Annotated in this window: 7 protein-coding genes; all 7 read right to left on the reverse strand. The window is 51.8% G+C overall.

The genetic code is table 11. The annotated features are described in order from the left end of the window. Positions 1–96: 96 nt before the first annotated feature. The 7 genes from CWM47_RS17020 to CWM47_RS17050 all read right to left on the reverse strand — a co-directional run bounded on the left by CWM47_RS17020 (position 97) and on the right by CWM47_RS17050 (position 17,466). A complete protein-coding gene (locus tag CWM47_RS17020; RefSeq protein ID WP_100989453.1) occupies positions 97–2,523 on the reverse strand; it encodes an ABC transporter permease in 2,427 nt (808 codons plus the stop codon). An 86-nt stretch (positions 2,524–2,609) separates the two neighbouring features. Further along, positions 2,610–5,018: an FtsX-like permease family protein gene (locus tag CWM47_RS17025; protein WP_100989454.1), complete on the reverse strand. Its 2,409-nt coding sequence runs from the start codon at positions 5,016–5,018 to the stop codon at positions 2,610–2,612. Positions 5,019–5,030: 12 nt separating this feature from the next. Beyond that, a complete protein-coding gene (locus CWM47_RS17030; RefSeq protein ID WP_100989455.1) occupies positions 5,031–7,481 on the reverse strand; it encodes an ABC transporter permease in 2,451 nt (816 codons plus the stop codon). A 118-nt stretch (positions 7,482–7,599) separates the two neighbouring features. Next, positions 7,600–9,978 (reverse strand): ABC transporter permease, encoded by a 2,379-nt coding sequence (locus CWM47_RS17035; RefSeq protein WP_100989456.1) that lies wholly within the window; start codon positions 9,976–9,978, stop codon positions 7,600–7,602. A gap of 12 nt (positions 9,979–9,990) precedes the next feature. Further along, complete coding sequence (locus tag CWM47_RS17040) at positions 9,991–12,495, reverse strand: FtsX-like permease family protein (protein WP_240625929.1); 2,505 nt, start codon at positions 12,493–12,495, stop codon at positions 9,991–9,993. 24 nt (positions 12,496–12,519) lie between these two features. Beyond that, positions 12,520–15,015 carry an ABC transporter permease gene (locus CWM47_RS17045; protein WP_100989457.1) on the reverse strand — a complete coding sequence of 832 codons (2,496 nt, stop codon included), beginning with the start codon at positions 15,013–15,015 and terminating at the stop codon, positions 12,520–12,522. Between the two features lie 27 nt (positions 15,016–15,042). Continuing rightward, complete coding sequence (locus CWM47_RS17050) at positions 15,043–17,466, reverse strand: ABC transporter permease (RefSeq protein WP_100993917.1); 2,424 nt, start codon at positions 17,464–17,466, stop codon at positions 15,043–15,045. Positions 17,467–17,522 lie beyond the last annotated feature (56 nt).

The raw sequence follows: 17,522 nt of genomic DNA on the forward strand, positions 1-17,522 counted from the left end.
TACCTCATTTTTAATAAGATAGTCTTTTTGGACGAATAGTTAATGTCCGCAAATGGACGGTTTTCGTACAATTGCGGACACCCGCCAGTTGACAATTTACTCCGATCTAAGGCTTTTTACCGGGTTCATCAAGGCCGCTTTGATACTCTGGAAGCTCACCGTTGCCAGGGCAATAAAGATGGCCGACAGACCAACGCCGATGAACACCCAGGGGCTTATGTCGATGCGGTACGAATAGTTATTCAGCCACGTTTGCATGCCAAACCACGCCAGCGGCACCGCAATACACAACGCAATCAGCACCAGTTTGATAAAGCCACGGGAAAGCATCAGGACGATGCCGGGAATGCTGGCGCCCATCACTTTGCGGATACCGATTTCCTTGGTTCGCTGTTCGACCATGAGCAGGGCAATGGCAAACAAACCGATACACGACAGCAAAATAGCCACGCCCGATGCCAGACTCAATATCTGCGAAAGCTGCTCTTCGTTTTGATACCACGCGTCGACGTTTTCGTCCAGAAACGTACCCATAAACTCCGACTGGGGCGCTACTTCGGCCCACACCTTCTGAAGCTTCTCCATCGAGCCGGATAGATTTTGTGGCGACACCCGGACAAAGACGTAATGAATGGGTTCAGAGCCCGATAGGTACATGGTTATCGGGTTGGCGTTATCGGCGACGGAATACAGGCGGAAGTCGGGCACGACGCCGATGATCTGCGATTTAGTGCCGGTTGTGTCGTCATCATCGCCGAGCAACATACCGACCGGATTGGTCACCCCCATCATTTTGGCCATACTCTGCGTAACGATGACCCGATTGACCGAATCACTGGCATAGGCCCGGTTAAAATCGCGCCCGGCCAGCGGCTTTATTTTAAGCGTTTTGAGGTAATCGAAATCGACCAGTAAGACATCGGTTGAGATTTTCTTGCCTTTGTTGGTGTACCCGACGGTCGATCTTGAACTCACGCGATCTTTGCCTTTTCCCAGGTTAACACTGGTTCCTGTCAGGGCCAGCACCGTTGGGTCGTTAGCCAGTTTATTCCGTAGTCGCTGCAACACCTGCCGACCGTCTACCTGCGTGCCCACCGGAATACTAATCACCTGCTCCTTGTCGAAACCGAGCGGACTCTGGCGCAAATGACCTACCTGCTGAAACGCAATGACGGTGCAGCAAACCAGCAGGCAGGAGAGCGTAAACTGCGTGACGATGAGTGCATTGCGCAGCACTCCCGGCCGCTTGGTTGTCACTTTACCTTTAAGTACCTCAACCGTATTGAACTTCGCCATCTGCCAGGCCGGATATCCACCCGCTACCAGCGTAACCAGCGCAATAACGAATCCGCAAAGGGCTATAAACCCAGGCTGGAGTGCATAGGCCAGTTGGAGTTTGGCCCCAAACTGAGCGTTGAAGGCAGGCATGAGCAGGTAAGCCAGCACCGCTCCGGCCAGAAAACCCACGACGCAGATCAAGCCTGACTCGCTCCAGATCTGGACGAACAGACTGCTTTTGAGCGCACCCAGCGATTTGCGAACGCCAATCTCCCGCCCCCGGGTAAATGACCGGGCAATACTCAGGTTGATGAAATTGATGCAGGCAATGGCCAGAATAAAAAAGGCCATGCCCATCAGGACGTAGATCACCGCAATGGGCGTGCCTTTGCTATCGCTCAGATCCCGGTTGAAGTGAACATTGGCGAGTTTCTGTAAACGCACAGCAAACAGATCACCGCGTGCATCGGGCTGGGCCTTTTTCTTCCTGAGTTCTTCGATAGCGCCTTGGTAATACTTCTGTGCAAAGGGTTTTAAGCGATTCTCAAAGGCGGCCTGATCGACCTGAGCCGGTAGTTTTACGAAAACGGTATGTGAATTATTATCCCATTTGTCTTTGCCGTCCTGATAATTAGGGACATTCTCAATGCGAACCAGCGCATCGAATCGAACCGATGAATTATCGGGGACATCGGCCGCAACGCCCGTCACGACATAATCTTTCTGACGGCCATCGTTACCCATTCGCAGCCGTTTTCCTACTGGATTTGCCGTGCCAAACAGGTCTTTCGCCATGTTCTCGCTAATCACAATATTACTCAACTCGCGCAGAACTGTTTCCCGGTTTCCGGCCAGGAGCGGAAACGAAAAGATGGTCAGGAAGTCGGGGTCCGTGAAGTTGATCAGCTTGTCGAAATACTTGCCGTTGGCTTCGACCAGACTTTTTCGACCGGTCATGACGCGCGTGGCTTCGAGCTCGGGGAAGTCGGCGCTGAGGGCGGGGGCAAAGGGTAAGGGCAAGTTGCCACTTTTCGTCGGATTCTCGGGATCGTTACTGAATAGATACGTCTGAAAAATCCGGTCGCCATCCGTATGGAACGAGTCAAATGTCAGGTGCATATAAGCCGTCAACAGCAGGAAGACGCCGATGCAGAAAGCTACACCCAGCCCAACGACATTGATAGCGGCATACCCCCGGTTTCTCCAGAGATTGCGGAAGGCGATTTTGAGATAGTTGGTTAGCATGAGAAAAGGGAGGATGGAGGAGGGGGAAGAAAGGGAGGAGGGGGGAGCGTCAGCAATTCCTTTTGTCCTTCTTCCCTTTCCTCTTTTTATTCCGTTTTAAGTGATTTGACCGGATTCATCAAGGCCGCTTTGATACTCTGGAAACTCACTGTCAACGCAGCCACTGCTATCGTTGCCAGAAGGGCAATAAGAAAGATGCCGGGTGCAAGTGAGATCTTGTACTTAAAATTGTTTAGCCAACGGCTCATCACCCACCAGGCCAGCGGCACTGCCAGTGTGAAGGCGATTAAGATCAATCGCACGAACTCCCGGCTCAGCAACCACAGAATGTTACTCACACTGGCCCCCAATACCTTGCGAACGCCAATTTCTTTGGTTTTTTGCGCCACCATAAACAACACCAGACCGTATAGACCCATGCAACCAATCAGCAGGGCTACCCCGGCAAAGAAGTTGATGAGATTTCCCATTGTTTGCTCCTGCTGGTAGCTGCGCTCGATCCGATCGTCGACAAACTGGGTAGCAAAGAAATTGTCGGGGTACACCCGGCTGTAGGCGGTTTCTAACTGCTTGATAGCCCGCTGATAATTGGTGGATCGTAGCTGCACGCTGGCCGAGTAGTACCCGCTGGCCAGCGTCGTCAGAAACATTGGATCGATACTCGATTTAAGGTCTGACTGGTTATAGTCCTTCAAAACGCCGACCACTTCCAGTCCCAGCGGTACGAAGCCTCCCCGGTGCAGATGCTTACCAAGTACGTCCGTTGGTTTTAGTCCCAGTCTTCGGACGAACGTTTCGTTTACCAGGGCCTCGCGGGCGGTGTCGGACCGTTGCAGATTGCGCCCGGCCACGAGTTTCAGACCATACAGCCCTACGTAATCGGCATCGATAAACGCCTGTTGCGGGCCAAATTTTTCGTCTTCGGTATGGGTGTCAAAGCGGATGGTCGTATGACTTGTCGAGGTCGACTGCGGTGGACCGCCCATGGAGTAGCTGATCTGATCGACGTCGGGCAGGGCGGTAGCCAGATTACGGAAGGTGTTCAGCTTTGTTACGTCCTGACTCGGTAAATCCGGCAGCGATATCGTCAGGATGGCGTCTTTGCGGAACCCCAAATCCTTTTCCCGAACATAACGCAGTTGGCTGGCTACCACGACCAGCCCGATGATGAGCACCTGCGAAATGGCAAACTGTGTCACCACCAGCCCCCGCCGGATCGAGATGCCGCCCGCCTGCCGCGTCGTTAGCCGCCCCGCTAGGGCTACTACGGGCCGGAAACCTGCCAATACCAACGCCGGGTACAGACCCGCCAAGAGGGTAACGCCAACGATCAGCACCAGCAACCACCCGATAATTGAGGGGGAGAAATAGAATGTGAACCGGAACACCCCGTGCAGATACGTTTGCGCCAGCGTCTGCCCATATTGAAACAAGCCAATCGCCAGTGCCGTAGCCGCCAGCACAATCAGTGCCGTTTCGCCCATAAACTGCCAGAAGAGTTGCGATTGGGTGCTGCCTAACACCTTCCGCACCCCTACTTCCCGCGCCCGGCTGAGTGCCTGCGCCGTGGCCAGATTGACGAAGTTGATACTAGCCGTTCCAATTAACAGAAGACCAATGGCAAACAGGGACAGCAACAGACCCCGGCTCACCCCACCAAAGTCGGCCGAGAGGTGCATGGCGCTAAACGGCTGGGCGGGGTAATCGGTTTTTCTGGCATTTTTCGGGTTGTTCTTTTTCACAAATGCCAGCATCTGCCGATTCCAGTTGGCGGCTGTGTAGTGACTGTTGAATATAGCGAAACAGTGCGTACTTCCATTCGTGTTATCGAACGGCTCCGCTTCCGGACTACTGCCACGCTGTTCTTTCAAGGTCGACCACGAGGCTATAATCGAGTACGCCAGATCGGTATTGTCTTTGTAATCAGCAAAAACGCCTACCACCCGCGCCGGGGTGCGGGCGTCGAGCCGAATGGTAAGGCCCAGCACATTGTTGATCGTACCGAAGTAGGTACGGGCTCTATCTGCGCTGATAACGACCGTGCCGGGTTGCGTTAGATCGTCGGGACCACCGGCCAGCCAGGTATAATCGAAAATCTGGAAGAAGGCCGGTTCTGCAAACGCCCCGGCATGGTCCGTATCTTTTATTTTTTTCCCCGGACCAGTGACTGTGGGCACCAGCACCATCGGCTCATACCACTCCTCCAGCATCGCCACGTGTTCAATCTCCGGGTGATCGGTACGGAGTGCTTTTCCGAATGGATAGGGTATACCATTGGTATTAAAATCACCCTCCGGCGATATGAATTTGGATGTGAACTGATAAATGCGGTCGTAGTTGTGGTGGTGCCGGTCGATCTGGTAGTGGTAGCGCACGAGCGCAAAAATCAGCAGCGCACAGCCAATACCCAGCCCCAATCCAACGACGTTGATAAAGGCGTACGTGCTGTTTTTGCGCAGATTCCGCCAGGCGATTTTCAGATAGTTGGTTAGCATGATCGTGTTGGGTTATTCCGATTTCAACGATTTGACTGGGTTCATCAGGGCGGCTTTGATACTCTGGAAACTTACCGTCAGCAGGGCGATGCCCACAGCCAGCAAGCCCGCCAGCGCGAACATCCACCATTCGATATCGATCTTGTAGACGAATTTTTGCAGCCATTTATCCATCACGTACCACGCCACCGGCGAACTGATCACAAGGGCAATCAACACGAGCCGGATGAAATCAAGGGAGAACAAGCCGAATATGTGGGCCACCGATGCGCCAAGCACCTTTCGTACACCCACTTCTTTGGTTCTGGTTTCGGCCATGAACGCCACGACGCCGTAGAGACCCAGGCAACCAATGAACAGCGCAATACCCGCCAGCAACTGAAACAGCGAATATACCTGCTGTTCACTTTTGTAAAAATTTGCCAGTGTCTCATCCAGAAATTCATAGCTGAAAACGAATTCGGGGAAAGTCGCTGTCCAGGCGGTTTCAACCTGTTTCAGGAGTTGGCTGATGCCTTCGGTGCCGCCCTGCCGGGTCGATAGTTTGATCGCGATGGTTCGGTAGTTGCCCCGCTGGGTGGTCAGAACGCTCGGCTCGACCTGTTCCCGCAGCGAAAACATGTTGAAATCTTTAACCACCCCCACAATTGGTTTTTTTACAGACTCGCCCGCCACCGTCATCAGCTTGCCAAGTACCTGTTCGGGTTTCTGAAAGCCCAGCCGTTTCATAAACGTCTCGTTGATAACCAACTCACGGATGGAGTCGGCGGGTTGGTACAGGCGTCCGGCCAGTAATTTCAGGCCATAGGTACGCACATAGGCGGTGTCGGCGGGGCGCATCAGAACGCCGTAGCCGGGGTCTTTGTCGTCATTTCCAAACCGGAAACCCGTTGTCCAGTTGCTGGTCGACGAGGGGCTTGTCATGCCGAAGCTGATTGACTGTATGCCCGGCAGGCCGGTAAGTTTGGCGCGTAAATTGGCAATCTTTCCCGGGTCGTTGTCGGGTAGCGGCATCGTTAGGACAGCCTCCTTATCGTAGCCCAGATCGGCCGAACGGAAAAAACTCATCTGATTGTAGGCGATGATTGTGCCAATAATCAGCAACTGAGAAATGGCAAACTGGCCCACGATAAGCCCCCGGCGGAGCGTCAGATACCGGCCCGTTCCTGTTGCCTGGATTTTTCCTTTGAGCGCCAGAATGGGTTGATAACCCGACAGCACCAGCGCCGGATAAAAGCCCGCCAGTACGGTGGTCAGTACGCCCAGCGCCAGTAAAAAGCCAAGCACAATGGGGCTGAATAAGGTTACGGCTCCCGGCTTGATATTGAGCAGTTCGCCAACGTAGGGTAAGGAGAGTTCAGCAACAAACAGCGCAAGGACAACCGCCATTCCGGTTAGTACACTGGTTTCGCCCAGAAACTGACGAACCAGTTGACCACGCGTGCTCCCCAATACTTTCCGAACGCCCACTTCCCTCGACCGTCGGATGGCCTGTGCCGTGGCCAGATTGATGAAGTTAATGCAGGCCGTTCCCAGAATGAAGAGGCCAATCAGCACCATCGCCCAGATCATCTCGATGCTGATGCTGCGTTGCGCGTAATTCGTAATGTTGGTCGCGAAGTGAATTTCAGTTAGGGGTTGTAGCACATACGCCAGTGTTTTAGCATCCTCGGGAGCGTGGTATTTGTTGACAAAGCCCACCAACTGACGTTCCATCCGGGCCGCTGGCGTTTCGGCCCCGGCCGAAGCAGGGGGGAGCATCATATAGATCTGAGCTCCGCCGTAGGACGATTTCCAGTCGTCGGGGGGCGAGGTAAGGCCATACGCCAGCACCGACGCGTGCGACAGAAACACATCGAACGGCATACTGCTCGTAGGGAGTGGGTCCTGAATGATGCCCGTCACGACAAAGTCCATCCGGTTCTCCATCCGGATAGTTTTGCCCATCGGGTTTGTGTCCCCGAAGTACTTATGGGCGATTCGATCCGAAAGCACCACCGTATTCGGGTTGGTCAGCGCCGTTTGCGGACTGCCTTTTTCCCAGGTATAATCGAAGAGGTTAAAATATTCCGGTTCTGCAAAGGCTATCACGCCATCTGTTTCCTGAAAACGTTTGGTCTCGGCACTCGCTTTGCCCGGCACGGCGACCAGCGCCGATTTGACCCGGCTAACCAGGGTAAGCTGGTGTTTCAACTCTGGGAAATCATTGCGGAGGGCTGCCAGCGCCGGAAACGTGATACCCGTATTCGGCTTGCCGTTTGGGTCGGTTTTATCTGCTCCGAGCATCCGGTAAATACGGTCGGCGTTGGCGTTGTGTTTGTCGAAACTCAGTTCATAGCGAACGGCCACGAACAGCAGCAAACAGCAGGCAAGGCCCAGCGTCAGGCCCAGCACATTGATGGTGGAGTAACTCCAGTTGCGCTTCAGGGCGCGGAGGGCGGTAGTGAAATAGCTTTTGAGCATTGTAGTGCCGACCGTCCCGGTCGGGTGTTAAGGGCTGTATTGGTTACATTCGTTAGTCTGTTTGCCTATGAATTCGATTAGCAACTCACCCGACCGTCCCGGTCGGTACTACAGGTCATCATTCACTTCGTAACGATTTGATTGGATTCATCAGAGCCGCTTTGATGCTTTGGTAACTCACCGTGAGTAATGCAATGCCAATAGCCAGCAGTCCCGCCCCGGCAAAGACCCACCACGAGATATCGACCTGGTACGCAAAATTTTGCAGCCACTGATCCATAACGTACCACGCAATCGGGCTGGCGATCAGAATGGCAATACCGACCGGCTTCAGGAAATCGCCGGAGAGCAGGCCCACAATACTGCCCACCGAAGCGCCCAGTACTTTGCGTACCCCGATTTCTTTGGTGCGCTGTTGGGCCGAAAAAGAGGCTAACCCAAACAGCCCCAGACAGGCGATGAAAATGGCCAGGCCAGCAAAAATCCCCAGAATCGTTTGCTGACGCAGATCCGCCTGGTACATCTGGTCGAACTGCTGATCCAGAAAGTGGTACTCGAACGGATAGGCCGGTCGGGTTTTGGCATACAACTGCTGAATGGTTTCGACCGAAGCGGCCAGATTGCCGGGTACCAGCTTAATCAAAGCCGCCCGTCGGTCGTTGCTGGGGCTAATCACCAATGGTTCGATGGCTTCTTTCAGGGAGAGGAAATTGAAATCCTCGACGACGCCAATGATGGTCCGGTTCGTGCTGTCCCGCAACGTATTTTTCAGCCACTTGCCGATAGCTTCTTTCGGCGTCCAGCCTAGTCTGGCGGCCGTCGTCCGATTGATCAGGGCTGCCTGAGTCGTGTCGGAGGGGTATTGGGACGAAAAATCCCGGCCAGCAATGATTGTCAACCCCAGGGTTTTTACAAAATCGAAATCAGCAAACTCCGTCCGGAATTTCCATCGGTTGGGTTGTGCTTCGACATCAAACATATGCCCGTCGAAAAAACCACCCGGCTCTCCCGACATCATCGAAACAGCCTCCACCCGGCTCTGGGCAAGCAGTTCCGGCTTATGGTTCAGGAAGAAATTATAGATGTCGTCACTCTCGATAGGGACAACTAATGCTTGCTCTTTTGTATAGCCTAGCTTTTTGTTTTTGAGGTAGCTCATTTGCTGGGTACCGATGGCTGTTCCGAGTATCAGGACGAGCGAAATGCTGAACTGCACTACCACCAGCACCTGTCGTAGGGAAACGCTTCCTTTACCCAGCCGTAATTTGCCTTTCAGGGCTTGAATGGGCGAAAAAGCCGCCAGTATAAACGCCGGATAGCTGCCCGACAGGAAACCTGCTACGACAATGATCCCGATGAGGAATAGCCCTATCGGCAGCGCATACGCAAAGAGGTTCAACGGATAGCCCAGTAATTGGCTGTAAGCCGGCAAAAACACCGCCAGTAAGCCTAGTGACAATACGCAGGAGAAAGCGGAAAGCAGGAGCGACTCGCCAATGAACTGCCAAACCAGGTGACTTTTTATAGCCCCCAGCACTTTGCGGACGCCAATTTCTTTCGAACGCTCCACCGCCCGCACCGTCGACAGGTTCATGAAATTGATACAGGCCACCAGCAGAATGAGGATCGCAATCGACAGAAAAATATAGACTACGCGTTTATCGCCATGCCGGGCACCGTCGAAGACTGACTGCTCGAAGTAGATATCCTGCAATGGCGTAAGCGACAGAGTAAAATGATAGCCCGCCTGCTTCATAATCAGCCCCATGTGCTTGTCCATGAAACGGGGGAAATTCCGCTCAACCTGCACTTCGCTGACCATTGGAGCCAGTTGTACGTAGGTGTAAAGGCCGTTATTGATCCAGCCGGTCATCCATGCCCGGTCTTTGTAATTCGCCAGCGGTATGACCACGTCAAAATCCAGGTGTGAATTAGTGGGAACATCCTGCGCAATACCGGTGACTTTCAGGGCCAGGTTTTTGTCGACTTTAACGATTTTTCCCATCGCATCGTCAATGCTGCCAAAGTACTTTTTAGCCGTCGATTCGGTGAGCACCACACTCGCCGGTTCGAGCAGTACCGTGGCCGGATTGCCTTTGAGTAACGGGAAGGAGAAGAGCGTGAAAAAGTTGGCGTCAGCATCAATAATCTTCCGTTCATGAAATGATTTATCCTGAGCCGTTACTAAAGCATCGGTTGAGTTTACCCGTACAGCCTGGGCTATTTGCCCCTTAAAATCGGTCAATAGGGCAGGAGCATAAGGCCCCGATAAATAGGAGACCGCGACTTCTTTACCCTCATGGTCTATCCCACGCATGACGCGGTATATACTCTTTCCATTTTTATGGAAATTGTCTACGCTGAACTCGTTCATGATGAACAGAAAAATCATCAGGCATACCGTAATACCCGTAGACAAGCCCAATAAATTGATAATTGAAAAAACCTTATTCCGGAGCAGGTTCCGCCAGGCAATTTTGATGTAGTTCGTGAGCATAATGGGTTAATTTTATTCAGATCGTAATGATTTGACCGGATTCATCAGGGCCGTTGCAATTGTTTTACTGCCAATGGATACGAGTACCAGCAACAGGATAAACAGGGCGGGTGCCGCGAAAAGCCACCAGCTAAGGTCTATGCGAGCCGCGTAATTGGCGAGCCAGTTTTTGACTAAAAAATAGGTGATGGGCAGACCGATCAGGATGGACAGCAGGGCGGTTCGTATGAAGTCTTTCGAGAGTAAAAGCATCAGGTTTGTCGTGCTGGCACCTATCACTTTGCGAATACCAATTTCCTTCGTTCGTTTGGAAACAGTGAACGTAGCCAGACCGAACAAGCCTAGGCAGGAGATCAGGATGGCGAAGCCCGTTAAGGCGCCAAATACCTGCTGAAACCGCTCGTCGGCTTTGTATTGCTTGTCATATTCACTGTCCAGAAAGAAATAGCTGAACGGCGAATAGGGGAAATTAGCCTCGTAAATCTTCTTCAGCGTGGCGAGTTGCTCGTTGGCATTGCCCCCGGCAAACTTCACACTGGCAAACGAATCGAAGTTGGGCGAGTACAAGTGGATGATCGGGATGAAAGCCGCCTTGGGCGATTCGTAATGGTAGTTTTTGATAACGCCCCGAATCGTCGCCTTGTGTCCCCAGAGGTCAACCCGCTTGCCGATAGCTTCGGCGGGGGTAGGAATTTCCCAGAGCCGGAGGGTTTCCTCGTTGACAATGAGTTGCCGGACTGTTGTATCCGAAAAACCCGTCCGGGTTGTGGCATCGAAATTTTTGCCTGCCAGCAACTTTAGTCCCATTAACCCGATAAACGACGTGTCTATTCGGGTCAGATGATAATTATACGAGGTTTTCTTAACGGCATCAGATAGGTTAATGCCCGTTGTCGACCCCATTTGGGTTGATCCCAGACCCGGCACCGTTCCGGAAAGAGACACCGCTTTTACCTGCGCCTGATCGAGCAGCATTTGCCGAAACGCACCGTAATCCTGCCGGGCATCATTTCCGACCGGCGCTTTCACTACAAGGGTATGATCCAAGTTTAGCCCCAGGTTCTGCTCCCGAAGGAAATTGACCTGCCGGTAAACGACGAATGTTTGCACGAGCAGAATCAGGGTGATGGCAAATTGAAAAACCACCAGCGACTTACGCAGCAAAATACCTTTGGTGGAATGCGAGAAACTGCCTTTCAGAACGGTAATCGGATCGAACGACGACAGCACGAAGGCCGGGTAAAACCCCGATAGCAGTATACTCAGCAACAGAAATGCTCCTGTGCTTTCCCAGAAAAACACATCCCGGAACACCGTAAAACCTTCGGGCAGACCCGCCACCTCGACAAACACCGGACGAAGAGCTGCGACTAACCCCACCGCCAGGGCTCCGGCAACGACATTGACCAGCACCGTTTCTATGAAAATCTGGGTTCTGATCTGGTTCTGGGTGGAGCCAACGACCTTTCTCATGCCAATTTCCCGCGCCCGATCGAGGGCTTTGGCCGTGGTCAGATTCACATAGTTGACAAAGGCGCTCAAGAGCACCAGAAACGCCACGCCCAGCAGAAAGTAGACCGACCGCGCTTCGCCATTCGGTTCTACTTCAAATGTTTTATGCGAATACAGGTGAATGTCGCCGATCTTCTGGCCGATCACTTTCGAGTTTATTATCTTTTTGTCTTTAACCAATCGGTCGCTGAAAGCCGCCAGCGATTTGGTAAATCCTTCATACGTGGCTTTTTCAGCTAATTGCACATAGGTATACGTATTGTTGTTGTTCCAGTTGTCTTCCCATTCGCCAAAATCCGACAGCATAGTCGGGTATGAGAGAAGCATATCAAATTTCAGGTGCGTGTTGACCGGACTGTCCGGCACTACGCCCACGATCTCTGCCAGAACGTTACCGTTTGACTTTGGGATTTTCAGGGTTTTGCCCAGCACGTCGAGCGTTTTGAAGTGAGTCAACGCCATCGTTTCTGTTAGAACAACCTGCCGGGGACGCGTAAAGAGGTCTTTCCGGTTACCACGCAAAAGCGGGTAGTTGAACATGGAGAAAAAAGAAGAATCGACGGCATAGGCGTTATTCAATATAAAATAATTAGTGCCAATCTGAACTGTCACATTAGGTTTGAGAATAGCATAGGCGCGGGTATGGTTGACGACTTCATTCATTTCCCGTTTGGCTTTGGCACCAATCGGGGGAAAATTTTCGGCATCCTGCGCATCCACCGTGCCCCCGTTCATGTAGTCTATGGTGAGCCGCACAATCCGGTCAGCCAGTGGGTTTGACTGCTCGTAACTCAGTTCGAAGCGCACATACTGGATAATGAGCAACGCCACGGCCAAGCCGGTAGCCAGTCCCACCACGTTGATGAGCGTGAACGTACTATCCTTCCTGAAGATGCGTAATGCGATTTTGATGTAGTTTGTGAGCATATGTAGTACCGACCGTCCCGGTCGGGCGATAAGGGCCATGTTAGTATTAAAACCATCGGGTCTGTAGCGACAACGCATGCGTTGTCGCTGCGTCGACGTGCGTTACTCAGATCGTAATGATTTAACTGGGTTCATTTGGGCGGCTTTGATACTTTGAAAACTTACGGTTATAAAAGCAATGGCTAGTGCAAGTCCGCCCGCTACGCCGAAGATCCACCACGGAATGGCAATCTTGTAGGCGAAATTCTGCAACCATTTGTTCATGGCCCACCAGCCAATGGGCGAAGCAATCAGGATGGCCACGATAACCAGCGTCAGAAAATCTTTGGAGAGCAGCAGGATAATATTGGTGACCGATGCGCCGAGGACTTTGCGAACGCCAATCTCCTTGGTCCGTTGCTGTGCGGAAAAAGCCGCCAGTCCAAATAGACCCAGACACGAAATCAGAATAGAGATGATCGTGAAGTAGCTCACAATGCGCGACGTGCGAGCCTCCGTCACGTAATTCTTCTGGAAATCCTCATTCAGGAACGTGTAGGTAAACGGTTCGTCGGGACGTAATGTCTTCCACTTCTGTTCCAGAAAAGGCAGTATACTCGCCATATTGGCTGTTTTGGTGTGTACAATGATGTAATTGTAATTCGGTTGGCTACTCAGCAGAAAGCAATACGGTTCAATTTTCTGGTGCAGGTTTTCGAAATGGAAATCTTTGAGTACACCCACAATCTCATAATGGCGGGTCTCTCCCTGCCAGTCGAAATTTAGTTTTTGCCCGACTGCTTTAGTCAATGGGAGCTGGAATTCTCGTAAGGTCGCTTCATTGACAATGATTCGGTTCGTGGTATCGCCCGGAAATTGCCTGGAAAAAAGCCGACCCGTCAGCAATTTGAACCCCATTGTTTGCAGGTAATCGTAATCGACCCAGTTCGTTTCTACACTTTTGCCGGTCATTGCCCCGCGTTCCGGACGGTACAGCAAAAAGTCAGTGGCATTGGGAATACCAGGATAAAACTGTGTTCCAGCGGCTCCCAGCACCTGATTGTTTTGCAGGATTTCATGATGATAAGCGGTGTAAGCCGCGTGTGCTTCGCGGCTGCTAAGCGGAATGGCAATTTGCTGGTCCTGCGTGAAGCCCAGCGACGTATTTCGTAAAAAACGCATCTGCTCCTGAATCACGAGGGTCGATAACACGAGCCCGACTGAAATCACAAACTGAAAAACGGCCAGACTTCGACGCAGCGTTACTGCCGATAACGTATTGCTGGCTTTTCCATTCGCGCCCCGGCTGTTGGTGACGCCACCTTTCAGTACCTGCACGGGATTGAACAGCGAGAGATAGAAAGCCGGATAGCTGCCCGCCAACAAACCTGTAAGCAGCGCAAGGGCTGTAAACGCCAGAATAATACGGGGTTCGACTAATTCACCGAACTGCAATGACTTCGCTGTTAGCTGGTTGAATACAGGCAGGAATACCATAACCAGGCCAAGTGCGATGAGAAGCGCCAGCAAAGACAGCACCATCGACTCACCCAGAAACTGCGCGATGAGTGAACCTCGTTCGGCACCCATCACCTTTCGAACGCCCACCTCAGCCGCCCGTTTTGCTGAGCGGGCCGTAGACAGGTTCATGAAATTGATGCAGGCAATGAGTAGCGTAAATAAAGCAATCGACGCCAGTATATAGAGGTAGGTTTTTGAGTTGGTTGGCGTAACCACCGTGCCCAACTGGTCGGCCAGGTGCAGGTCCGAAACCGGCACCAGAAAAAGCTGTTTATCGAAACCAACATTCTTCAAATCGTTGCTGGCGTACTTCTTCATGAAGGCCGGAAACTTTGCCTCTAACTGAGCAGGATCGGTGCCGGGCCGCAATTTCAGGTAGGTGACAAACATGTTGTTACAGCAGAAATCCATTTTGGCATCTCGAAGATAGCTGCCAACCCAGCCCGCCGAAATGGGAAGAAAGAATCTGGCGTCGATGTGGGAGCGCGCACTTTCGTCGCGGTAAACGCCGGTTACTTTAAAGTCCTCGCCATTCCCCGACGTGCCGCCAATTCGGATCAGTTTGTTGAGTGCGGGAACACTGCCGAACAGCTTGCGGGCAATTTCCTCCGACAGCACCACCGAGTGTTGGTCGGAGAGGGCTGTGCGGACGTTGCCTTCCGTGAACTGGTAGGAAAACAAGTCGAAAAAGGTTGAGTCGACCTGATAGCCCTTTGTTTCGTAGAACGACTTGACCGTCTTGCCACTTTCTCGTACCTGCAAAAGGGCTTTGTCGTCGATAATGTTGGTCCAGAGTCGGCCAGCCTCTTCAATTTCCGGAAACTCCGACTTTAGCGCAAAGGCGTAGGGAGCCGAAGCTGCCGAACCCATTTCGCTGTCCGGGTTCTTATTGGCCTTGCCAATGATCGTTTTCTGCGCCATTAGGTACAGTTCATTGGTGTGCTGCTGGTGCTTATCGTAGGCTAATTCACTGCGGATATAGAGCAGCAGCGACATACAGCACGCCATCCCGACAGACAGTCCAACTATGTTGATTGCGGAGAATGACTTACTTCTCAGCAGGTTGCGAATCGCAATTTTTAGATAGTTTGTGAGCATGGGAAGGGTGACGCACCGGTCTTTACATTATTCGGAACGAAGTGATTTCACGGGATCCATCAACGCGGCTTTCACGCTTTGGAAACCGACGGTCAGCAAGGCAATGCCCACGGCCAGCAATCCCGCCAGGGCAAATAGCCACCAGGAAAGATCAATCCGGTAGGCGAAATCGTTCAGCCAGCGATCCATCGCAAACCAGGCAATGGGTACGGCCAAAACGATAGCGATCAGCACGAGTTTTAAAAAATCTTTGGACAAAAGAGCAATGATGCTAACGACGGATGCGCCCAGTACTTTTCGAACGCCAATTTCTTTAGTCCGTTGTTCGGCCGTGAACGCGGCCAGACCAAACAGACCCAGACAGGCAATGACAATGGATATCACCGCAAAAACGGTGAACAGCTGACTTGTTTTCTGCTCCGTTTTGTATAGAAACGCAAATCGATCGTCCAGAAATGAATAGGTGAACGGAGCCGACGGGTTAAATGCTTCCCACTGTTTCCTGAACGACGCGATGACATCAGCCATATCGGCCGCTTTAACTTTCACGATGATTGCGCCGGAGTTACGCCCCAGGAGCATCATCAGCGGGGCTATTTTTTGCCGGGCCGACGCATAATGAAAGTCTTTCACAACGCCAATGATGGTGAATTCATGTTGTCCGGAACGAACAATTGTTTTGCCTATCGGACTGGTATTTCCCAGCCCTAACTCACGGGCGGCTGTTTCGTTGATAACTGTGGCGGTGGAATCCGTTGAGAAATCTTTGGAAAAAGACCGGCCTTCGGTCAATTCCATTCCCAGCGTCTTCAGGTAATCTTCGTCAACATGATAAATATGGGTAGTGATTTCGGCGTGCCCTTTCGTGTCGTTCTCCCGTTTGGCGTAGATCACTGACCCATCCATATTGCTCATACCAACCGGAATGTTGCCCGAAAGGCTGGCCTGAATAACGCGACTGTCTTGCTGAAGCTGCTGTTTGAAAACGGGCTCGTTTTGCCCCAGCATATACGAATCCTGAATAACCAGCACTTGATCTCTGTCGAAACCAACTTTCTTGTTTTGCATGAAATGTAACTGCTGGTATGTTACCATCGTGGCCACGATCAGCGTTCCGGAAACGGCGAACTGGAATACCACCAGCCCACTCCTGAGGTTGCTGCGACGACTGGTTTGTACCGCTGATCCGCCTTTTAAAACCGTTGTTATTTTTGAAAAAGAGAGCAGAAATGCCGGGTAAGCACCCGCCAGAATACCGACGAAAATGCCAAATACCAGGAGTAGGGCAAGGTTTTGTACCGATAGTAAGGTGCGAATCGAAATTTCTTTTCCAGCCAGTTCATTAAAGGAGGGCAATAGCAAACCAACGGCAAAAACAGCCAGGAGCAGGGCAATGAACGTCAGTAAAGTAGACTCAAGTAAAAATTGCCGGATCAACTGGGTTTTGACCGAACCCATTACTTTACGAATACCAATTTCTTTCGAGCGCCCTGCGGCCCCCGCCGTCGATAAGTTCGTGAAATTGACAATGGCCAGGAGTAGAATAAAGATCGCCAGAATGCTGAATATGTATACCGAGTTAATATCGCCGTTGGCCGCCAGTTCATATTTAGTCGCCGAATAGAGGTGAATGTCGGTCAATGGCATCAGGAAAAACCGGAATGTATGGACCGATTTCTGCGCTTCGGCCATGCTAACGCCCATATCAACCTTTATTTCCGGAACTACGTATTTGGCTACCAGTTGGGGAAATTTAGCTTCCAGTCTTTTCGGATCTGCGGCTTTGTTCAGGACTAAATAGGTGTAATACCCGACATTGCTCCAGGTTGGCGACTTCGTGGGCAAATCGGCCATACTTAAAAATGCGTCGAATTGAAAGTGCGTGTTGCCAGGGATTCTGTCAATAACGCCGGTCACTTTTCGCACCTCCTGCCCTTTGCCGAAGAATAATGCCTTGCCTATCGCCGGACTTGTACCAAAATATTTCTGCGCAAAAGCTTTCGTAACGACCACAGAGCCAGGTTCTTTCAGCGCTGTTTTTATGTCGCCCTCCAGCATGGGAATGGAGAAGGTTTCCAGAAAGTTAGAGTCGGCCATGGCAATGGATTGCTCCTTGAACTGCTTATCCTGGTAGCGCATAAATACCTGACTCCACGGTAACAGGCGGGTAACTGCCAGCACCTCCGGAAACGCAGCCTTGATCCCCGGTCCAACAGCCGCATCAACATTAGAGAAATCCGTAATGCCGCCATTCTCTGTCAAATGAAGCTCTACCCGATGTATCTGGTTTGCCAACGTCGGATAGCGGTCATAACTAAGCTCATTCGTAACGAAAGCCGCAATCAGAATACAGCAGCTAATCCCGACGGCCAGACCTACAATGTTAATGAATGAAAAAACCTTGTTTTTCATCAGGTTCCGCCACGAAATTTTGAAATAGTTTCTGATCATGTTTGTGTAGAGCCGCAATCCCTTGCGGCTGTTTGGCGTCAGCAATTTTGGCGTTA

Source organism: Spirosoma pollinicola (assembly GCF_002831565.1).
GTDB classification, from domain to species: Bacteria; Bacteroidota; Bacteroidia; order Cytophagales; family Spirosomataceae; genus Spirosoma; species Spirosoma pollinicola.

Excerpts from the sequence above, each read along its gene's own strand:
- CWM47_RS17020 (WP_100989453.1), bottom strand. The coding sequence starts at position 2,523 with ATGCTAACCAACTATCTCAAAATCGCCTTCCGCAATCTCTGGAGAAAC.
- CWM47_RS17025 (WP_100989454.1), bottom strand. The coding sequence starts at position 5,018 with ATGCTAACCAACTATCTGAAAATCGCCTGGCGGAATCTGCGCAAAAAC.
- CWM47_RS17030 (WP_100989455.1), bottom strand. The coding sequence starts at position 7,481 with ATGCTCAAAAGCTATTTCACTACCGCCCTCCGCGCCCTGAAGCGCAAC.
- CWM47_RS17035 (WP_100989456.1), bottom strand. The coding sequence starts at position 9,978 with ATGCTCACGAACTACATCAAAATTGCCTGGCGGAACCTGCTCCGGAAT.
- CWM47_RS17040 (WP_240625929.1), bottom strand. The coding sequence starts at position 12,495 with ATGCGTTGTCGCTACAGACCCGATGGTTTTAATACTAACATGGCCCTT.
- CWM47_RS17045 (WP_100989457.1), bottom strand. The coding sequence starts at position 15,015 with ATGCTCACAAACTATCTAAAAATTGCGATTCGCAACCTGCTGAGAAGT.
- CWM47_RS17050 (WP_100993917.1), bottom strand. The coding sequence starts at position 17,466 with ATGATCAGAAACTATTTCAAAATTTCGTGGCGGAACCTGATGAAAAAC.